Source organism: Sinorhizobium sp. FG01 (assembly GCF_002531875.1).
Classification (GTDB): domain Bacteria; phylum Pseudomonadota; class Alphaproteobacteria; order Rhizobiales; family Rhizobiaceae; genus Sinorhizobium; species Sinorhizobium fredii_C.
Genome location: NZ_NWTB01000005.1, coordinates 406,232 through 420,687, shown reverse-complemented (window position 1 = coordinate 420,687; position 14,456 = coordinate 406,232). Strand labels below are relative to the sequence as shown.

The 14,456-nt window shown below is 64.6% G+C and carries 12 protein-coding genes; 7 read left to right on the top strand and 5 right to left on the bottom strand.

Features of this window, described 5'->3' with window-relative positions; translation table 11 throughout:
- Nucleotides 1-291: 291 nt before the first annotated feature.
- The 5 genes from secD to CO656_RS10125 all read right to left on the bottom strand — a co-directional run bounded on the left by secD (nucleotide 292) and on the right by CO656_RS10125 (nucleotide 6,922).
- A complete protein-coding gene (secD, locus tag CO656_RS10145; RefSeq protein WP_097525630.1) occupies nucleotides 292-2,826 on the bottom strand; it encodes a protein translocase subunit SecD in 2,535 nt (844 codons plus the stop codon).
- Between the two features lie 98 nt (nucleotides 2,827-2,924).
- On the bottom strand, nucleotides 2,925-3,332 hold the full coding sequence (locus CO656_RS10140; RefSeq protein WP_097525629.1) for a hypothetical protein: 408 nt from the start codon (nucleotides 3,330-3,332) through the stop codon (nucleotides 2,925-2,927).
- A gap of 156 nt (nucleotides 3,333-3,488) precedes the next feature.
- The gene (locus tag CO656_RS10135; protein ID WP_097525628.1) at nucleotides 3,489-5,102 is read right to left on the bottom strand and encodes a 5-guanidino-2-oxopentanoate decarboxylase; all 1,614 of its coding nucleotides are present in this window, start codon (nucleotides 5,100-5,102) and stop codon (nucleotides 3,489-3,491) included.
- On the bottom strand, nucleotides 5,099-6,289 hold the full coding sequence (locus CO656_RS10130) for a pyridoxal phosphate-dependent aminotransferase (protein WP_097525627.1): 1,191 nt from the start codon (nucleotides 6,287-6,289) through the stop codon (nucleotides 5,099-5,101). The genes CO656_RS10135 and CO656_RS10130 overlap by 4 nt, the downstream gene beginning before the upstream one ends.
- A gap of 18 nt (nucleotides 6,290-6,307) precedes the next feature.
- Nucleotides 6,308-6,922, bottom strand: coding sequence for a TetR family transcriptional regulator C-terminal domain-containing protein (locus tag CO656_RS10125; RefSeq protein ID WP_097525677.1), 615 nt, complete (start codon nucleotides 6,920-6,922; stop codon nucleotides 6,308-6,310).
- Nucleotides 6,923-7,188: 266 nt separating this feature from the next.
- On the opposite strand from CO656_RS10125, the gene CO656_RS10120 reads away from it, so the two are divergent.
- From CO656_RS10120 to cydB, 7 genes are all read left to right on the top strand, one after another.
- Complete coding sequence (locus CO656_RS10120; RefSeq protein ID WP_097525676.1) at nucleotides 7,189-7,962, top strand: ABC transporter ATP-binding protein; 774 nt, start codon at nucleotides 7,189-7,191, stop codon at nucleotides 7,960-7,962.
- 36 nt (nucleotides 7,963-7,998) lie between these two features.
- Complete coding sequence (locus tag CO656_RS10115) at nucleotides 7,999-8,781, top strand: transporter substrate-binding domain-containing protein (RefSeq protein WP_097525626.1); 783 nt, start codon at nucleotides 7,999-8,001, stop codon at nucleotides 8,779-8,781.
- A gap of 61 nt (nucleotides 8,782-8,842) precedes the next feature.
- Nucleotides 8,843-9,568 (top strand): ABC transporter permease, encoded by a 726-nt coding sequence (locus CO656_RS10110; protein ID WP_097525625.1) that lies wholly within the window; start codon nucleotides 8,843-8,845, stop codon nucleotides 9,566-9,568.
- A complete protein-coding gene (locus CO656_RS10105; RefSeq protein ID WP_097525624.1) occupies nucleotides 9,565-10,389 on the top strand; it encodes an ABC transporter permease in 825 nt (274 codons plus the stop codon). The genes CO656_RS10110 and CO656_RS10105 overlap by 4 nt, the downstream gene beginning before the upstream one ends.
- A gap of 1 nt (nucleotide 10,390) precedes the next feature.
- Nucleotides 10,391-11,560, top strand: coding sequence for a M20 aminoacylase family protein (locus CO656_RS10100; protein ID WP_097525623.1), 1,170 nt, complete (start codon nucleotides 10,391-10,393; stop codon nucleotides 11,558-11,560).
- A gap of 267 nt (nucleotides 11,561-11,827) precedes the next feature.
- Complete coding sequence (locus CO656_RS10095; RefSeq protein ID WP_097525622.1) at nucleotides 11,828-13,243, top strand: cytochrome ubiquinol oxidase subunit I; 1,416 nt, start codon at nucleotides 11,828-11,830, stop codon at nucleotides 13,241-13,243.
- Nucleotides 13,233-14,237: a cytochrome d ubiquinol oxidase subunit II gene (gene cydB, locus CO656_RS10090; RefSeq protein WP_037425988.1), complete on the top strand. Its 1,005-nt coding sequence runs from the start codon at nucleotides 13,233-13,235 to the stop codon at nucleotides 14,235-14,237. Before CO656_RS10095 ends, cydB begins: the two co-directional genes overlap by 11 nt.
- The last annotated feature ends 219 nt before the right edge of the window (nucleotides 14,238-14,456 follow it).

Here is a 14,456-nt window from a genome sequence, read left to right as displayed (position 1 = left end):
CGGCGTTTCATGAACAATGTGAGGCGGACTCCTTCCGCGTCACGGTCTGCAAACTAGAATAATCTACCAATTTGGTCAACTACAAAAGCGATATGGCGAAAAATAATTCTTCCCCATTCGCTTCCGCCTGCCCCGTAGACAATCCCGTTGCTCCCCTGCAGGAGCGCTTCCTATCTAGGTAGCGCCGAGTCGGCCTGCAAGTGACGATTCGGATAAAGACAGCACTTTCGGACGAAAAAGGGGCAGCCCCTCGAGGCTGCCCCTGACTTGTAGGCGACAGGCGCGGCGGCGTCAGGCCGCCGGCGCGCCGGGCTGCTGCGCGCCGGAACGGCTCGCCTCGCGATCCTTCCACCAACGGCTGAGGAACAGCAGGATCGGTCCGCCGATATAGATCGACGAGGTCGTCGCGACGATGACGCCGAAGATCATCGGCCAAGCGAAGCTGCGCACCGCCTCACCGCCCCAGATCGCCATCGGCACCAGCGAAAGTGCCGTCGCCATCGAGGTGAAGATGCATCGTGCGATCACCTGGTTGATGCTCATGTCGATGAGATCGGAGAACGGCATCGACTTGTACTTGCGCAGGTTCTCGCGCATGCGGTCGTAGACCACGACCTTGTCGTTCACCGAGTAGCCGATCATCGTCAGCAGGGCGGCGATCGCCGTCAGGTTGAAGTCGATCCCCATCAGCGCGAAGAAGCCGACGGTCTTGGTGATATCGAGCAGCAACACGGCGATCGCGCCGACGGCGAAGTGCCATTCGAAGCGGAACCAGATGTAGAGCAGAATCGCCACCATGGCGAGGCCGACGGCGAGAAAGCCCGAACGCGCCAGCTCGCCGCTGACCGTCGGACCGACAACCTCGGTCCGCTCCATCGTCGAGTCCGGGATCGCTTTGGTTACCGCATCCTTGATCTTGCTCAAGGCTGCGGTCTGCTCCTGTTCGCCACCGGGCTGACGCTGGACACGGATGAGCACCGACTGGCCGCCGCCGAAGTCCTGCAGCGCCACCTCGCCGAGATTAAGCTCTTCGAGGCTGTGCCGCAGCGTCGGCAGGTCGATCTTGTCCTTCGACACCGCCTCGACCTGGATGCCGCCGATGAAGTCGATGCCGTAGTTGAGGCCCGGCGTGAAGAACAGGATGACCGAGCTGATCGACAGGAAGGCCGAGAAACCGATCGCCTGGTAGCGACGCTTCATGAACGAGAAGGTCGGCAGATGCGGCACGCGTCCGAAGAGCGACGGGATCTCCAGCTTCTTCATCTTGCGGCGCACGACGACCTCACGCATTAGCAGGCGCACGACGGTAACCGAGGTGAACATCGAGATGATGATGCCGAGCATCATGGTGACCGCGAAGCCGCGGACCGGACCGCTGCCGAGCCAGAACAGGAGCACCGTGCCGGCAAGCGTGGTGACGTTGGAGTCGAGGATCGTCGCATAGGCCTTGTTGAAGCCGACGTCGAGTGCCTTCATCGCACCGGCGCCCGCTTCCGTCTCTTCTCGGATACGGGCGTTGATGAGGATGTTGGCGTCGACGGCCATGCCGATGCCGAGAATGATACCGGCGATGCCGGGGAGCGTCAGCGTCGAGCCGATCAGCCCGAGAACGCCGATCGTCAGGATGGTGTGGAGCACCAGGCCGACATTGGCGATCATGCCCCAGGCGCCGTAAAGGACGATCATCAGCGTCACGACGAGACCAAAACCGGCAAGGCCCGTATAGAGGCCCATGCGGATCGAATCGCTGCCGAGGTTCGGCCCGACCGAACGCTCCTCGATTATGGTGAGCGGCGCCGGCAGGGCACCGGAGCGCAGCAGCGCCGAGAGGACCGTTGCCTCCTCCACCGTGAAGTTGCCGCTGATCTGGCCGCGGCCGCCGAGGATCGGCTCGTTGATGACCGGCGCCGTCAAGACCTTGCCGTCGAGGACGATGGCAAAGGGACGGCCGACATTTTCGCGCGTGATGTCGGCGAACTGGCGGGCGCCGAGCGAGTCGAAGGCGAAATCCACGACCGGCTGGTTGGTGCGCTGGTCGAAGCCGACCTTCGCATCTTCGAGGCGTTCGCCGGAAATGGCGATACGGCTTTCGACCGGATATTTGTTGCCGTCGTCGGCGCCCGGCAGGATATCGACGCCGCGCGGAGCCGGCTGCGTGATGTCGACCGTCTGGTCGAGCATGTGGAAGCTCATCTGCGCGGTCGAGCCGAGCAGTTCGCGCAGCCGAGTCGGATCCTGGAGGCCCGGCAGCTGCACGAGAATGCGGTTCGAGCCGATGCGCTGGATCAGCGGCTCGGCGACGCCGACCTGGTCGACGCGGTTGCGGATGATTTCAAGGCTCTGCTCGACCGCTTTGGTCATACGGTCGGCAAGGCCTGCTTCGGTCATGGCGAGCGTGATCCCGTCGCCATTCGTCGTCACGTTGAGCTCGGCAGCGGAGCCACCGAAGCCAACGGTGCCGACGGGTGCGGCGAGTTCCTGCAGCTTCGGCAGCACCTTTTCGCGGTCAGCCGGATCCGCGACGTTCACCGTCACACTGTTGCCGCTGATGCGCGCCGAAGAGGCGGAGACGCGCTCGCCGCGCAAAACGCGGCGGGTGTCGTCGAGAAGCGAGTTGAGGCGCGCCTTCTGCAGCCCCGCCCCGTCGACCTCGAGCACGAGGTGCGAACCACCCCGAAGGTCGAGGCCGAGGGTGACCGGCTTGAAGGGAAGCACGGAAGCGAATTGCTCCCGCATGGCCGGCGTCAGAACGCTCGGCACCGCCGCGAGGCATCCGAAGATAATGATCGCGACATAGGCGAGAACCGCCCATCTGGATGTACGCATGTGGAAATTCCAAAAACGCCCGGACGCGCCTTGCGGCACTCATCGGGCTGGGTTTCATCGAGCCGGAGTGGACCTCCGCCGAATTCTCAATCGCAATTCTAGGCCGAGGGCGGTCCGCGGATGCGCTCGCTCTCATGCCAGGCGCCAGGCGCCCCTTCCTTGCGCGGGAAAACGAGGAGCCGAATGTCTTCATAGATCGGCAGGATCGCCGCTTCGGCCGCAAGGACCGCGGCCGGATCGCCGCCGAGCGCTAGCTTGCCGTCGGACCGCTCGCCGACGATGCGCAATTCCGGCAAGGCGACGGCGCGGGAGACCTGGCGGGCGGCGGGGCGATCGGGCGATCCGCTGTCTGGCGCGGACACGCTGCCGCTCTGCGCGCCCAGACGACCGGAAACGCCCTGCCCGACGGCGATGACCTGCATGGCAAAGGAAGCGCAGAACAGCCACAGCACGGCAAGAAGCCGGCCGGCCTGCATGTTTCTGCTGCCACCACCCAAGCGGTCCATCGAGGACGCGATCCCTTTCTCTCGGCACCTTGGCGCCCGCGAGATAAATTCAGCCCGATCCCACAAAGCTAGTCGAAGAACATGGCCGGATTCGAGCAGGCGCCCTTAACACCATCCCGTGCCGCAAAAGTCAAATCTGCGCTCGCCTGACACCGGTCAGCCGCCAGCGCCGGCGGTTTTCTCCTGATGGATCTCTATCAGCGACGGACCCGGCCGCGAAGCGGCCTCCGCCAGCGCGCGCGGCAAGTGCTGGATATCCGTCAGCCGCTCGGCCGGGACGCCATAGGCCTTGGCGGTCAGCAGGAAATCCGGCGCCGACGGCTTCACGCCTTGTGGGGTGACTCCGGCCTCGACCATGTGGGACTCGATCTCCCGATAGCCGTCATTGTTCCAGACAAGGAAGATCACTCTCGCTCCGGCATCGGCCGCCGAGCCGATCTCGGCCAAGGAGAACTGGAAGCCTCCATCGCCGACAAGGCAGACGACCGGCTTCGCGCGGTCGGCAACCGCCGCGCCGATTGCCGCCGGCGGGGCATAGCCGAGCGAGCCATAGCCGGTCGCCGAATTGAACCAGGCGCGCTGCCGCGGCGCGTCGCAATAGAGGTTGCCGGCATAGACTGCTTGGGTCGAATCGCCGACGATCGTGCCGTCCGGAAGGGCCTTGTAGATCAGCTCGATGATACCGACCTCGGCCCGCATCTTCGGCGTCAGTTCTTTCAGGGCCGCCTTGCGCGCCGCATCGGCCCGCGACGCGCCATCCCTGGCGGCGGTGTGGCCGGGTAGAAAGCCCAGAATACCCGCCGTTGCCGCCCTTGCGCCGGAAAGGATCGACAGCGCCGCCTGCGGCCCCCGCGCCAGCTGCGCGGCGTCGATATCGGTGCGGATCAGGTTCTGAAGCGCCGGAAAGCCGCCATCCGCATAGAGGTCGTAGTCGGTCTGGCCCATTTCGGTGCCGAGCGCCAGCACGAGGTCGGCTTCGCGCAGCAAGGCGCGCACGGACTTGAGGCTCGGGCTTGCCGGCACGCGCAGCGGATGACCGGCCAGCATGCCGCGGGCGTTCACAGTCGTGACCACCGGCGCGCCGATCTGCTCGGCAAGCGCACGCACTTCCGCCTCCGCCGTCAGTGCGCCGCCGCCGCAGAGGATGACGGGGCGCGCGGCTTCGGCACAGAGGATCGCCGCCCTCTGCAGGGTTTCGCTGTCGGAGCGCGGGCGGGTCGCCGCCGCCGGCTTTGTCTCCCGGCTTTCGATCCGCTCGGCCATCACATCGGTCGGGATCTCGATATGCACCGGCCCGGGTCGGCCGGAAAGCAGCACCGCAAAGGCACGGTCGACGACAAGCGGCAGGTCGGCCGGATTGATGAGCGTGTGCGAATAGAGCGCCAGGGTCTTCATCATGCCTTGCTGGTCCGGCAATTCGTGCAGCAGGCCGCGGCCATGCCCCAGCGAGTCGCGCCGGTTGACGCCGGAAATGACGAGCATCGGGATCGAATCCTGCCGCGCCTGCGCCATCGCCGTGATCGTGTTGGTAAGCCCCGGCCCGGTGATGACCAGCGCCACGCCCGGCTTGCCGCTGACGCGTGCATAGCCGTCGGCCATGAAGCCGGCACCCTGCTCGTGGCGCGGCGTCACATGGCGGATCTTCGACGCCGAAAGGCCGCGATAGAGTTCGACCGTGTGAACGCCGGGAATGCCGAACACGACCTCGACGCCATTCGCCTCGAGCAGATCGACGAGCACCTCGCCGACGGTTTTCATTTCGGCACTCATGCGCGGCGCTCCCTTCGATCCGTGCAGCGTTCGGCAAGAGCGGCGATGCGCCGGCACGCCTCGTCGAGCCCCGCATCCGGTACGGTCAGGCTCACCCGGACGAAATCCTGCGCCTGCTCACCGAAGGAGGAGCCCGGCATCACTGCCACGCTTTCCTCCTCGAGCAGCGCCCAGGCGAAGGCTTCGCCCGAGAGACCCGTTCCGGCGACGTCGATCAGCGCGAACATTCCGGCCTCCGGCGGCAGAACCGAGACGCCCGGCGTCCGGGCGAGAGCCAGCGCTATCCGGCCGGCGCGCCGCCTGTAAGCCTCGCGCATCTGGCGCGCCGTGTCGATCTCGTGGGTCAACGCATAGGCGGTCATGTCGGCAATGAAGGGCTGCTGGCCGAAAAGCATCGTTTCCGAAACCGGCAGCAGGCGTTCCGTGAATTCCCCCGGCCCGACGGCCCAGCCGCTGCGGAAGCCGGGAGCGGCATGCGACTTCGAAATGGACGAGACGACCACGGTGCGGTCGGCCAGATCCGGATTGTCGAAGGGCGATGCGAAGACGGCATCGAAAACCAGTTCCTCATAGACCTCGTCGCAGACGATCCAGAGATCGTGGCGGCGCGCCACCTCGCCGATCACTGCGATTTCCGCTTCGGTCAGAACGGCACCGGTCGGGTTGTGCGGCGTGTTCAGAAGCAGGACGCGGCAGTCGGGCGTGACGGCCCGTTCCAGATCTTCCGCCCGCATGTGAAAGCCGTGTTCCGGTTTCAGCGGCACCAGGACCGGATGAGCGCCGGTCGCGCGGATGACGCCTTCGTAGGTGGCGTAGAGCGGATCGCCGACGAGCACGCCGTCGCCGGCTTCGGCCAAGCCCAGCATGACGGCGAAAAGCGCCGTCTGCGTGCCGGGAAAACAGAGAATGTTCACCGCCGTCACATCGGCACGGCGGCGACGGTATTTTTCTGCAAGCGCGGCGACGATGGCGGGCTCGCCGCGGCCGTTCGAATAGCGGTAGCGCCCGGCATTCATGGCGCGCTGGCACTCGTCGAGCAGGGCACGGTCGGGCGGCAGGTCGGGCTCGCCAATGGTGAGCTCGATGAGATCAGCGCCGCTCGCCTTCAGCTGCCGCGCCCGGATGTGCAGCGACCATTTGCCGGAGCCAAGATCCGCCAGGCGCGAGGTGATCGACGCGTAACGCATGGTGATTTCTCCCGTCTGTTATTGTTCTACCGGCAGGCCGAGCAGCGCCTCGACCGAGGCCATGGCGATGCCGACCAGCTCGCCGTCGCGGAAAAGATCACCGGCAAGACAGCCTTCCACCCACAGCCCGTCGACGAGGCCGTTGACCGCAATCGCGTAGCGGCGGCATTCCTCCGGGCCCGCCGGCCTGCCTTTCGCCGCGAGGAAATCGCTCAACAGAGCCTGGAGCGCGTTGCGAAAGGCGAGATATCCCTCGCGATGGATTTCGGCGAGCACCGGATCAACGCGCACCTGGCTGATGAAGGCGGCCCAGAGCGAGACGCTGCGGCTGTCGGCGACCGGTTCGGTGAGGTTGATGGCAATGAAGTCCTTGAGCCGCGTCGTCGGGTCGCCCTCGACATTTTTCGCCTTTTCGGTGAGCGAGGCAATGACGGCGCGATAGGCCTCCGCCACCATCTGATCCTTCGAGTCGAAGTAATGGCGGACGAGACCTGCGGTCACGCCGGCGCGGACCGCGATCTGCCGGACCGTCGCGCCCTTGAGCCCGAATTCCGCTATGCAGTCGAGCGTCGCCTCGATCAGTTCCTGGCGGCGCTCGCCTTCCGGAGCGCGGTGAAAGCTGCGGCGGCTCATGGCCGCTCCCATCCGCTCTGCCCGATCGTCGGTGTCTGCCAGACGGTTAGGCTCATTGCGCGGCTCCTGCGGGGGTGTCGTTCTTAGATGAGGCGCCAAAAATTCAGCGGCGACGTTATTATACACTTGAATAATAGCGGCACAAGTGCAACGATGCCTCTCATGAAACAGCGTGACAAGCCCAAGATGCTGCACGAAAAGTCGACCAGGGGAACTGTTTTCATGCCTTCACGAGAAGCTCTGCGATGGACCGGAGACGTCTGTCGATGACGGATGCGGCCCAGGCAATCGAGGTCACCGACCTCCACAAGCGTTTCGGGCCATTGGAAGTGCTGAAGGGTGTGTCGCTCGACGCCCGGCAAGGCGACGTGATCGCCATTATCGGCGGCAGCGGCTCCGGGAAATCAACCTTTCTGCGCTGCATCAATATGCTGGAATTGCCCTCGGCCGGACGGGTCTCCGTCCATGGCGAAGAAATCCGCCTGAAACCGGACGGCAAAGGCGGATTGGTTCCCGCCGACCGCAAGCAGGTGCAGCGCATCCGCACCCAGCTCGGCATGGTCTTCCAGAGCTTCAATCTCTGGCAGCACATGACGATCCTCGAAAACGTCATCGAAGCTCCGGTCCACGTGCTCGGCAAATCCAAAGCCGAGGCAGTGGAGACGGCGGAGAGGTTGCTCAACCGCGTCGGACTATACGAGAAGCGCGACGCCTACCCGGCCTTTCTCTCCGGCGGCCAGCAGCAGCGCGCCGCGATCGCCCGCGCCTTGGCGATCCAGCCGCTGGTCATGCTGTTCGACGAACCGACTTCGGCGCTCGACCCGGAGCTCGTCGGCGAAGTCCTCTCCGTGATCGGCGATCTTGCGCGCGAGAAGCGGACGATGATCCTCGTCACACACGAGATGAAGTTCGCCCGCGACGTCGCCAACCATATCGTCTTCCTGCACAACGGCATCATCGAGGAACAGGGGCCGCCCGAGGCGATCTTCGGCGCGCCGAAATCCGAAAGGCTGAAGAAGTTCATCAGTTCGATTCATTGAATTCAGCAATGCTCAACAACCAAAAAAGGGAACAGCATGAAGAAGACATTGAAGCTCCTGGCGGTCGCCGCCGCCCTGTCGATCGCCGGCGCCGTTGCCGCTTCGGCCGAACAGGTCAAGGTCGGCATTGCAGCCGAACCCTACCCGCCCTTCACCTCGCCGGACGCGAACGGCAACTGGGAAGGCTGGGAGATCGAGTTCATGAAGGCGATGTGCGCCGAGGCGAAGCTTGATTGCGTGATCACCCCCGTCGCCTGGGACGGCATCATCCCGGCGCTGACGTCGAAGAAGATCGACCTGATCGTCGGGTCGATGTCGATCACCGCGGAACGCCTGAAAACGATCGACTTCTCCGACAAATACTACAACACGCCGACAGGCATCATCGGCGCCAAGGGCGAGGACTTCAAGCCGACGCCGGAAGGGCTCGCCGGCAAGACGCTCGGCGTGCAGGTGGCGACGGTGCACCAGGCTTATACGACCAAGCATTTTGCCCCGGCCGGCGTGGAGGTCAAGGAGTACCAGACGCAGGACGAGGCCAACCAGGACCTCGCCGCCGGGCGCCTCGATGCGGTGCAGGCCGATGCGATCGCTCTCGACGCCTTCCTGAAGAGCGATCAGGGCAAGGAATGCTGCGATTACAAGGGCGAAGTCGCCCAGGACATCGACGTGCTCGGACCGGGCGTCGGCGTCGGGCTGCGCAAGGGCGAGACCGAACTCAAGGACAAGATCAACGCGGCGATCAAGGCGATCCGGGCCAACGGCACCTACGACGCCTTCTCGAAGAAGTATTTCGACTTCGACATCTACGGCGGCTAGGCCGTAGTCGGCCGGCAGCTTCAGCGCTGCCGGCCCTTGATCTTCGAGGAGCTGGGTGGCGATGGCTGCGGAATCCTTCATCAACTGGAGCCTGCTGGCGCTCGCGGCGCCCGGCTGGGGCGGCGTTCTGCTGCAAGGCTTCCTGCATTCGATCGAGATCGCCGTCGGCGGCTATGCGCTCGGCCTGCTGCTCGGCGTCGGCGGCGCCTTCGGCAAGCTCTATGGCGGGCCGGTGCTGCGCGACCTGCTCGAGTGCTATACGACCATCGTGCGGGCGGTGCCCGAGCTCGTCCTCATCCTGCTTCTCTACTATGCCGGCACCGACCTCCTGAACCAGGTCCTCGGCGCCATGGGGATCGGCACCGTCGATATCAGCGGCTTGGCAGCCGGCATCTTCGTCATCGGCGTCGTCCAGGGCGCCTATTCGACAGAGGTGCTGCGCGGCGCTATCAAGGCGGTGCCCGCCGGGCAGATCGAGGCGGCGCGCGCCTACGGCATGTCGCCGATGAAGGTTCTCAGGCGCATTACGCTCCCCGCGATGCTGCCCTATGCCATACCCGGCCTTGCCAATCTCTGGCTGATCGCCACCAAGGACACGGCGCTGCTTGCCGTCGTCGGCTTCAGCGAACTGACACTCGTCACCCGCCAGGCGGCCGGCACGACCAAGGCCTATTTCCTGTTCTTCTGCGCCGCCGGCGCGCTCTATCTCGCCCTGACGCTTATCTCCAATCTTTTCATCGGCATCATCGAGCGCCATGCCCGGCGCGGCTTCGCGGAGCAGCGATGACCGACGAAACCACCCACGCGCTCGCGCTCGCCCCCGAGGATCTTCCCAAGCCGGAGAACTTTCTCAAACCGCATCGCATCGTCCTGATGCTCCTCTTCGCCGGCCTCGTCGTCGCAGTCGCCGTCTTCATGCGTTGGGATTGGCTGCCGCGCTACTTGCCAAGACTCGGCTCCGGCATCCTCGTCAGCCTGGTCATGCTGTTCAGCACCGCACTCCTCGGCTTCCTGCTCGCCGTTCCCCTCGGCCTCGTCCAGGTGACGGGCCCCTGGTTCCTCAAGGCCCCCGCCCGCCTGTTCTGTACCGTCATTCGCGGAACGCCGCTGCTCTTGCAGCTCTGGCTGCTCTACTACGGCCTCGGCTCTCTCTTTCCGCAGTTCCCGGCGATCCGTCATTCCTTCCTCTGGCCCTATTTGCGCGAGGCATGGCCGTATGGGGTGGCGGCGCTCACGCTTTCCTTCGCGGCTTACGAGGGCGAAGTGATGCGCGGCGCCTTTGCCGGCGTGCCGCGCGGAGAATTGGAGGCGGCTCGCGCCTACGGCCTGGGACGCTGGACGAAGTTCCGGCGCATCTGGCTGCCGCGGGCCGTCCACCGGGCGCTGCCGACGCTCAACGGCGAGACCGTGCTGCAACTCAAATCGACGCCGCTCGTCGCCACCATCACCGTGGTCGACGTCTATGCGGTGATCTCCAAGGTGCGGCAGGAAACCTATCTCACCTACGAGCCGCTGCTCTTGCTGGCGCTCATCTACATGTGTCTGACCGGCATTCTGGTCGTCGCCTTCCGCTATTTCGAAAACCGCATTCCCACCCGTGGTGCCTGAGATGAAAATTGCCGCTGCGATCAGCAATGCCTTGCCGGAACTCGTCACCATTCGCCGCGACCTGCACGCCCATCCGGAACTCGGGCTGGAAGAACGCCGCACGTCGGCCTTCATCGCCGGCCATCTCGAAGCGCTCGGCTACGAGGTGGCGACGGGACTGGCGAAAACCGGCGTCGTCGGCACGCTCAGGAATGGCAGCGGCCCCCGTTCGATCGGCATCCGCGCCGATATCGACGCCTTGCCGATCCATGAGGAAACCGGCCTCGACTATGCCAGCAAGACGCCGGGACTGATGCATGCCTGCGGCCACGACGGCCACACGGCGATGCTGCTCGGCGCCGCCCGGGCGCTTGCCGAACGAAAAAATTTCAACGGCACCGTCCACCTCATCTTCCAGCCGGCCGAAGAGAATTTCGGCGGTGCGAAGATCATGATCGACGAGGGTCTGTTCGAGAAGTTCCCATGCGACGCCGTTTTCGCGCTTCACAACGCGCCGAATCTCCCCTTCGGGCAGTTTGCATTGCGCGAGGGTCCGATCGGGGCCGCCGTCGACGAGGCACGGATCACCGTTCACGGCCGCGGCGGTCATGGTGCCGAACCGCAGGAGACGGCCGACCCGATCGTCTGCGGCGCCAGCATCGTCATGGCTCTGCAGACCATCGTGTCGCGCAACATCCATCCGATGGACCCGACCGTCGTCACCGTCGGCGCCTTCCACGCGGGTTCGGCGAGCAACATCATTCCGGAACGGGCGGAGATCGTCGTCGGCATCCGCTCCTTCGATCCATCCGTTCGCGACGAACTGGAGCGCCGAATCCGGATGATCGCCGAAGCACAGGCGGCAAGCTTCGGCATGCGAGCGACCGTCGACTACCAGCGAAGCTACGATGCGACGATCAACCACAAGGCGGAGACGGATTTCGTCCGCGACCTCGCGATCCGCTTCGCCGGGGCAGACAAGGTCTTCGATCTCGCCCGCCCCTATATGGGCAGCGAGGACTTCGCCTATATGCTCAAGGAGAGGCCGGGGACCTATTTCTTCCTCGGGTCGCGGATGACCGGCGAGGAAAAGCCGCTCCACCACCCGGGCTACAATTTCAACGACGACCTGCTGCCGATCGGCGCGGCCTTCTGGACAGAGCTCGCCGAGGCCTATCTGGCGCGACCGTAGTCCTCCAGCGCATGTCGCCCAAAAGTGTGCATGGGGTTTTGGAACAACGACATGCACGAAAAAGATGGTCCAAAATGCCACAGGCGAAACATTGCCGCAGTGTGACAACGTGGCGGGCTGCCCGTTATTGACCTTTGGCAATTCTGCATCAAATTCAATCACACGATGAAGTCGAGCCGCCGCTCGATGAGCGAATGAATGATCGTGCGGGATGCAAGGGCTCCTGCGCCTCCGCCCTCACCGCCCGGGCTGAAAGGATCGCGCCCCGTGTTTGAAGCCTTCGATGCGACAGTGCTTGCGCGCATTCAGTTCGCCTTCACGGTCTCGTTTCACATCATCTTTCCCGCCTTTTCCATAGGACTCGCGAGCTATCTCGCGGTTCTCGAGGCGCTGTGGCTTTGGAAGAAGGACGAGGTCTATCTCGAGCTCTTCAACTTCTGGAAGACGATTTTCGCCGTCGCCTTCGGCATGGGCGTCGTCTCGGGCATCGTCATGTCCTATCAGTTCGGCACCAACTGGAGCGTGTTCTCGGACAAGGCGGGCCCGATCATCGGACCGCTGATGGGGTACGAGGTCCTGACGGCCTTCTTCCTCGAGGCAGGCTTCCTGGGCATCATGCTGTTCGGCCTCAACCGGGTCGGTCCGAGACTGCATTTTTTCGCAACCGCCATGGTCGCGCTCGGCACGCTGATCTCGGCCACCTGGATCTTGTCCGCGAACTCCTGGATGCAGACCCCGGCGGGCTTTGCAATGAACGAAGCCGGACAATTCATTCCGGTCGACTGGTGGGCAATCATCTTCAATCCGTCCTTCCCCTACCGGCTCGTGCATATGGTGCTCGCCGCCTATCTGACGACGGCGTTCGTCGTCGGCGCCTGCGGCGCTTGGCATCTGTTGCGCCACACTGCGCCTCGGCGTGCCCGGACGATGTTCTCGATGGCGATGTGGATGGCAGCGATCGTCGCGCCTATCCAGATTCTCGCCGGCGACCTGCACGGCCTCAATACGCTCGAGCATCAGCCGGCCAAGATCATGGCGATGGAGGGTCACTATCACAGCCATCCCGACGGTGCCCCGCTGGTGCTCTTCGGCATCCCCAATTCAGCGGAGAAGCGCATCGACTACGCAATCGAAGTGCCAAGACTCGGGAGCCTCATTCTGAAGCACGATCTCGATGCACCGCTCGCCGGCCTCGACTCGATTCCCGAAGAACTCCACCCTCCCGTCGGCATCGTCTTCTGGTCGTTCCGCGTGATGGTCGGCATGGGCCTGGCCATGCTCGGGATCGGCCTCTGGTCGCTCTGGTGTCGGTACCGTGGCACACTCGCCACCGATGCCTGGCTGCACCGCATGGCGGTGGCAATGGGTCCGGCGGGGTTTGTCGCGGTGCTTGCCGGCTGGATCACTTCCGAGGTCGGGCGGCAGCCCTATACTGTCTATGGCCACCTGCTGACGGCCAATTCTGTGTCACCGATCGAGGCTCCGGCCGTCGGCGCGTCGCTCGTCGCCTTCATCATCGTCTACTTCCTCGTCTTCGGCGCCGGCACCTTCTACATCCTGCGGCTGATGGCGCGCCTGCCGCGCGATACCATGCCGGAACTCGACGAGGGGCCGCTGCGCACGGCCGGCGTCACCCCTGGCCCGGCAGCGGCGAGACCCAATGGAGGCCCGCATGGCCATTGACCTGCCGTTCATCTGGGCCGCGCTTATCGCCTTCGCGGTGCTCGCCTATGTGGTGCTCGACGGCTTCGATCTCGGCGTCGGCATTCTCTTTCCGTTCTTCCCGGAGAAGCACGATCGCGACGTAATGATGAATTCCGTGGCACCGGTGTGGGACGGTAACGAGACATGGCTCGTGCTCGGCGGGGGCGGCCTGATGGCCGTCTTCCCGCTCGCCTATGCCACGGTCATGCCAGCGCTTTATGCGCCGATCATCGGCATGCTTCTCGGCCTCATCTTCCGCGGCGTCGCCTTCGAATATCGCTGGCGCACGCGACGCGGCGAGTTTTTGTGGAACTGGGCCTTTGCCGGCGGCTCGACGCTCGCAGCCTTTTCCCAGGGGCTGGCGCTCGGCGCGCTCATCCAGGGGATTCCGGTCGAAGACCGGGCCTATGCCGGCGGTTGGTGGGACTGGCTGACGCCGTTCTCGATCGTCACCGGCGCGGCGATCGTCATCGGCTACGCGCTGCTCGGCGCGACCTGGCTGATCATGAAGACGCGCGGCGATCTCGCCGAGCGTGCTCGCGCCATCGCGCTGAAATGCGCCTTCGCCACCGTGGCGGCCATGGGCATCGTCAGCCTCTGGACGCCATTTCTCGAGCCGGTCTATCTGCAGCGCTGGTTCGGCTGGCCGACGGCGATCTTCAGTGTCATCGTGCCGCTGCTCGTTCTCGGCTGCCTTTACCTGCTGCTCAAGGGCATCCAGCAGCGCCACGACCGCCAGCCCTTCATCGCCGCCCTCGGCCTCTTCCTGCTCGGCTATATCGGCATCGGCATCAGCTTCTATCCCTATATGGTGCCGCCGTCGCTCACCATCTGGGACGCCGCCGCGCCGAACGACAGCCTCGCTTTCCTGCTCGTCGGCGCGCTCGTGCTGGTGCCGATCATTCTTGCCTATACCGCCTATGCCTACTGGGTGTTCCGGGGCAAGGTCGATCCGGAAGAGGGCTATCACTGATGGGCGCGCTCGGCCGCCGGCTCCTCTGGTTCGTCTGGCTCTGGTTCGCCGGCGTCGCGGCGGTGAGCGTAGTCGGGCTCGCGATTAAGCTCGCGCTCGGCAGCTAATTAGGGAAAGCCCCGCTCAAGCTTGCGGACCTACCGTCTTCCTACACATCGGCAGGCAATCGCCGACGGAGACAGGACCGCACCCTACTCCCCAGCGATCGCCTGCCGAGGT

Bases quoted from the DNA above. Each gene is read 5' to 3' on its own strand.
- CO656_RS10125 (WP_097525677.1), bottom strand. From the start codon at position 6,922: ATGAGCCGCCGCAGCTTTCACCGCGCTCCGGAAGGCGAGCGCCGCCAG.
- CO656_RS10105 (WP_097525624.1), top strand. From the start codon at position 9,565: ATGACCGACGAAACCACCCACGCGCTCGCGCTCGCCCCCGAGGATCTT.
- CO656_RS10115 (WP_097525626.1), top strand. From the start codon at position 7,999: ATGAAGAAGACATTGAAGCTCCTGGCGGTCGCCGCCGCCCTGTCGATC.
- secD (WP_097525630.1), bottom strand. From the start codon at position 2,826: ATGCGTACATCCAGATGGGCGGTTCTCGCCTATGTCGCGATCATTATC.
- CO656_RS10100 (WP_097525623.1), top strand. From the start codon at position 10,391: ATGAAAATTGCCGCTGCGATCAGCAATGCCTTGCCGGAACTCGTCACC.
- CO656_RS10130 (WP_097525627.1), bottom strand. From the start codon at position 6,289: ATGCGTTACGCGTCGATCACCTCGCGCCTGGCGGATCTTGGCTCCGGC.
- CO656_RS10140 (WP_097525629.1), bottom strand. From the start codon at position 3,332: ATGGACCGCTTGGGTGGTGGCAGCAGAAACATGCAGGCCGGCCGGCTT.
- cydB (WP_037425988.1), top strand. From the start codon at position 13,233: ATGGCCATTGACCTGCCGTTCATCTGGGCCGCGCTTATCGCCTTCGCG.
- CO656_RS10120 (WP_097525676.1), top strand. From the start codon at position 7,189: ATGACGGATGCGGCCCAGGCAATCGAGGTCACCGACCTCCACAAGCGT.
- CO656_RS10110 (WP_097525625.1), top strand. From the start codon at position 8,843: ATGGCTGCGGAATCCTTCATCAACTGGAGCCTGCTGGCGCTCGCGGCG.
- CO656_RS10135 (WP_097525628.1), bottom strand. From the start codon at position 5,102: ATGAGTGCCGAAATGAAAACCGTCGGCGAGGTGCTCGTCGATCTGCTC.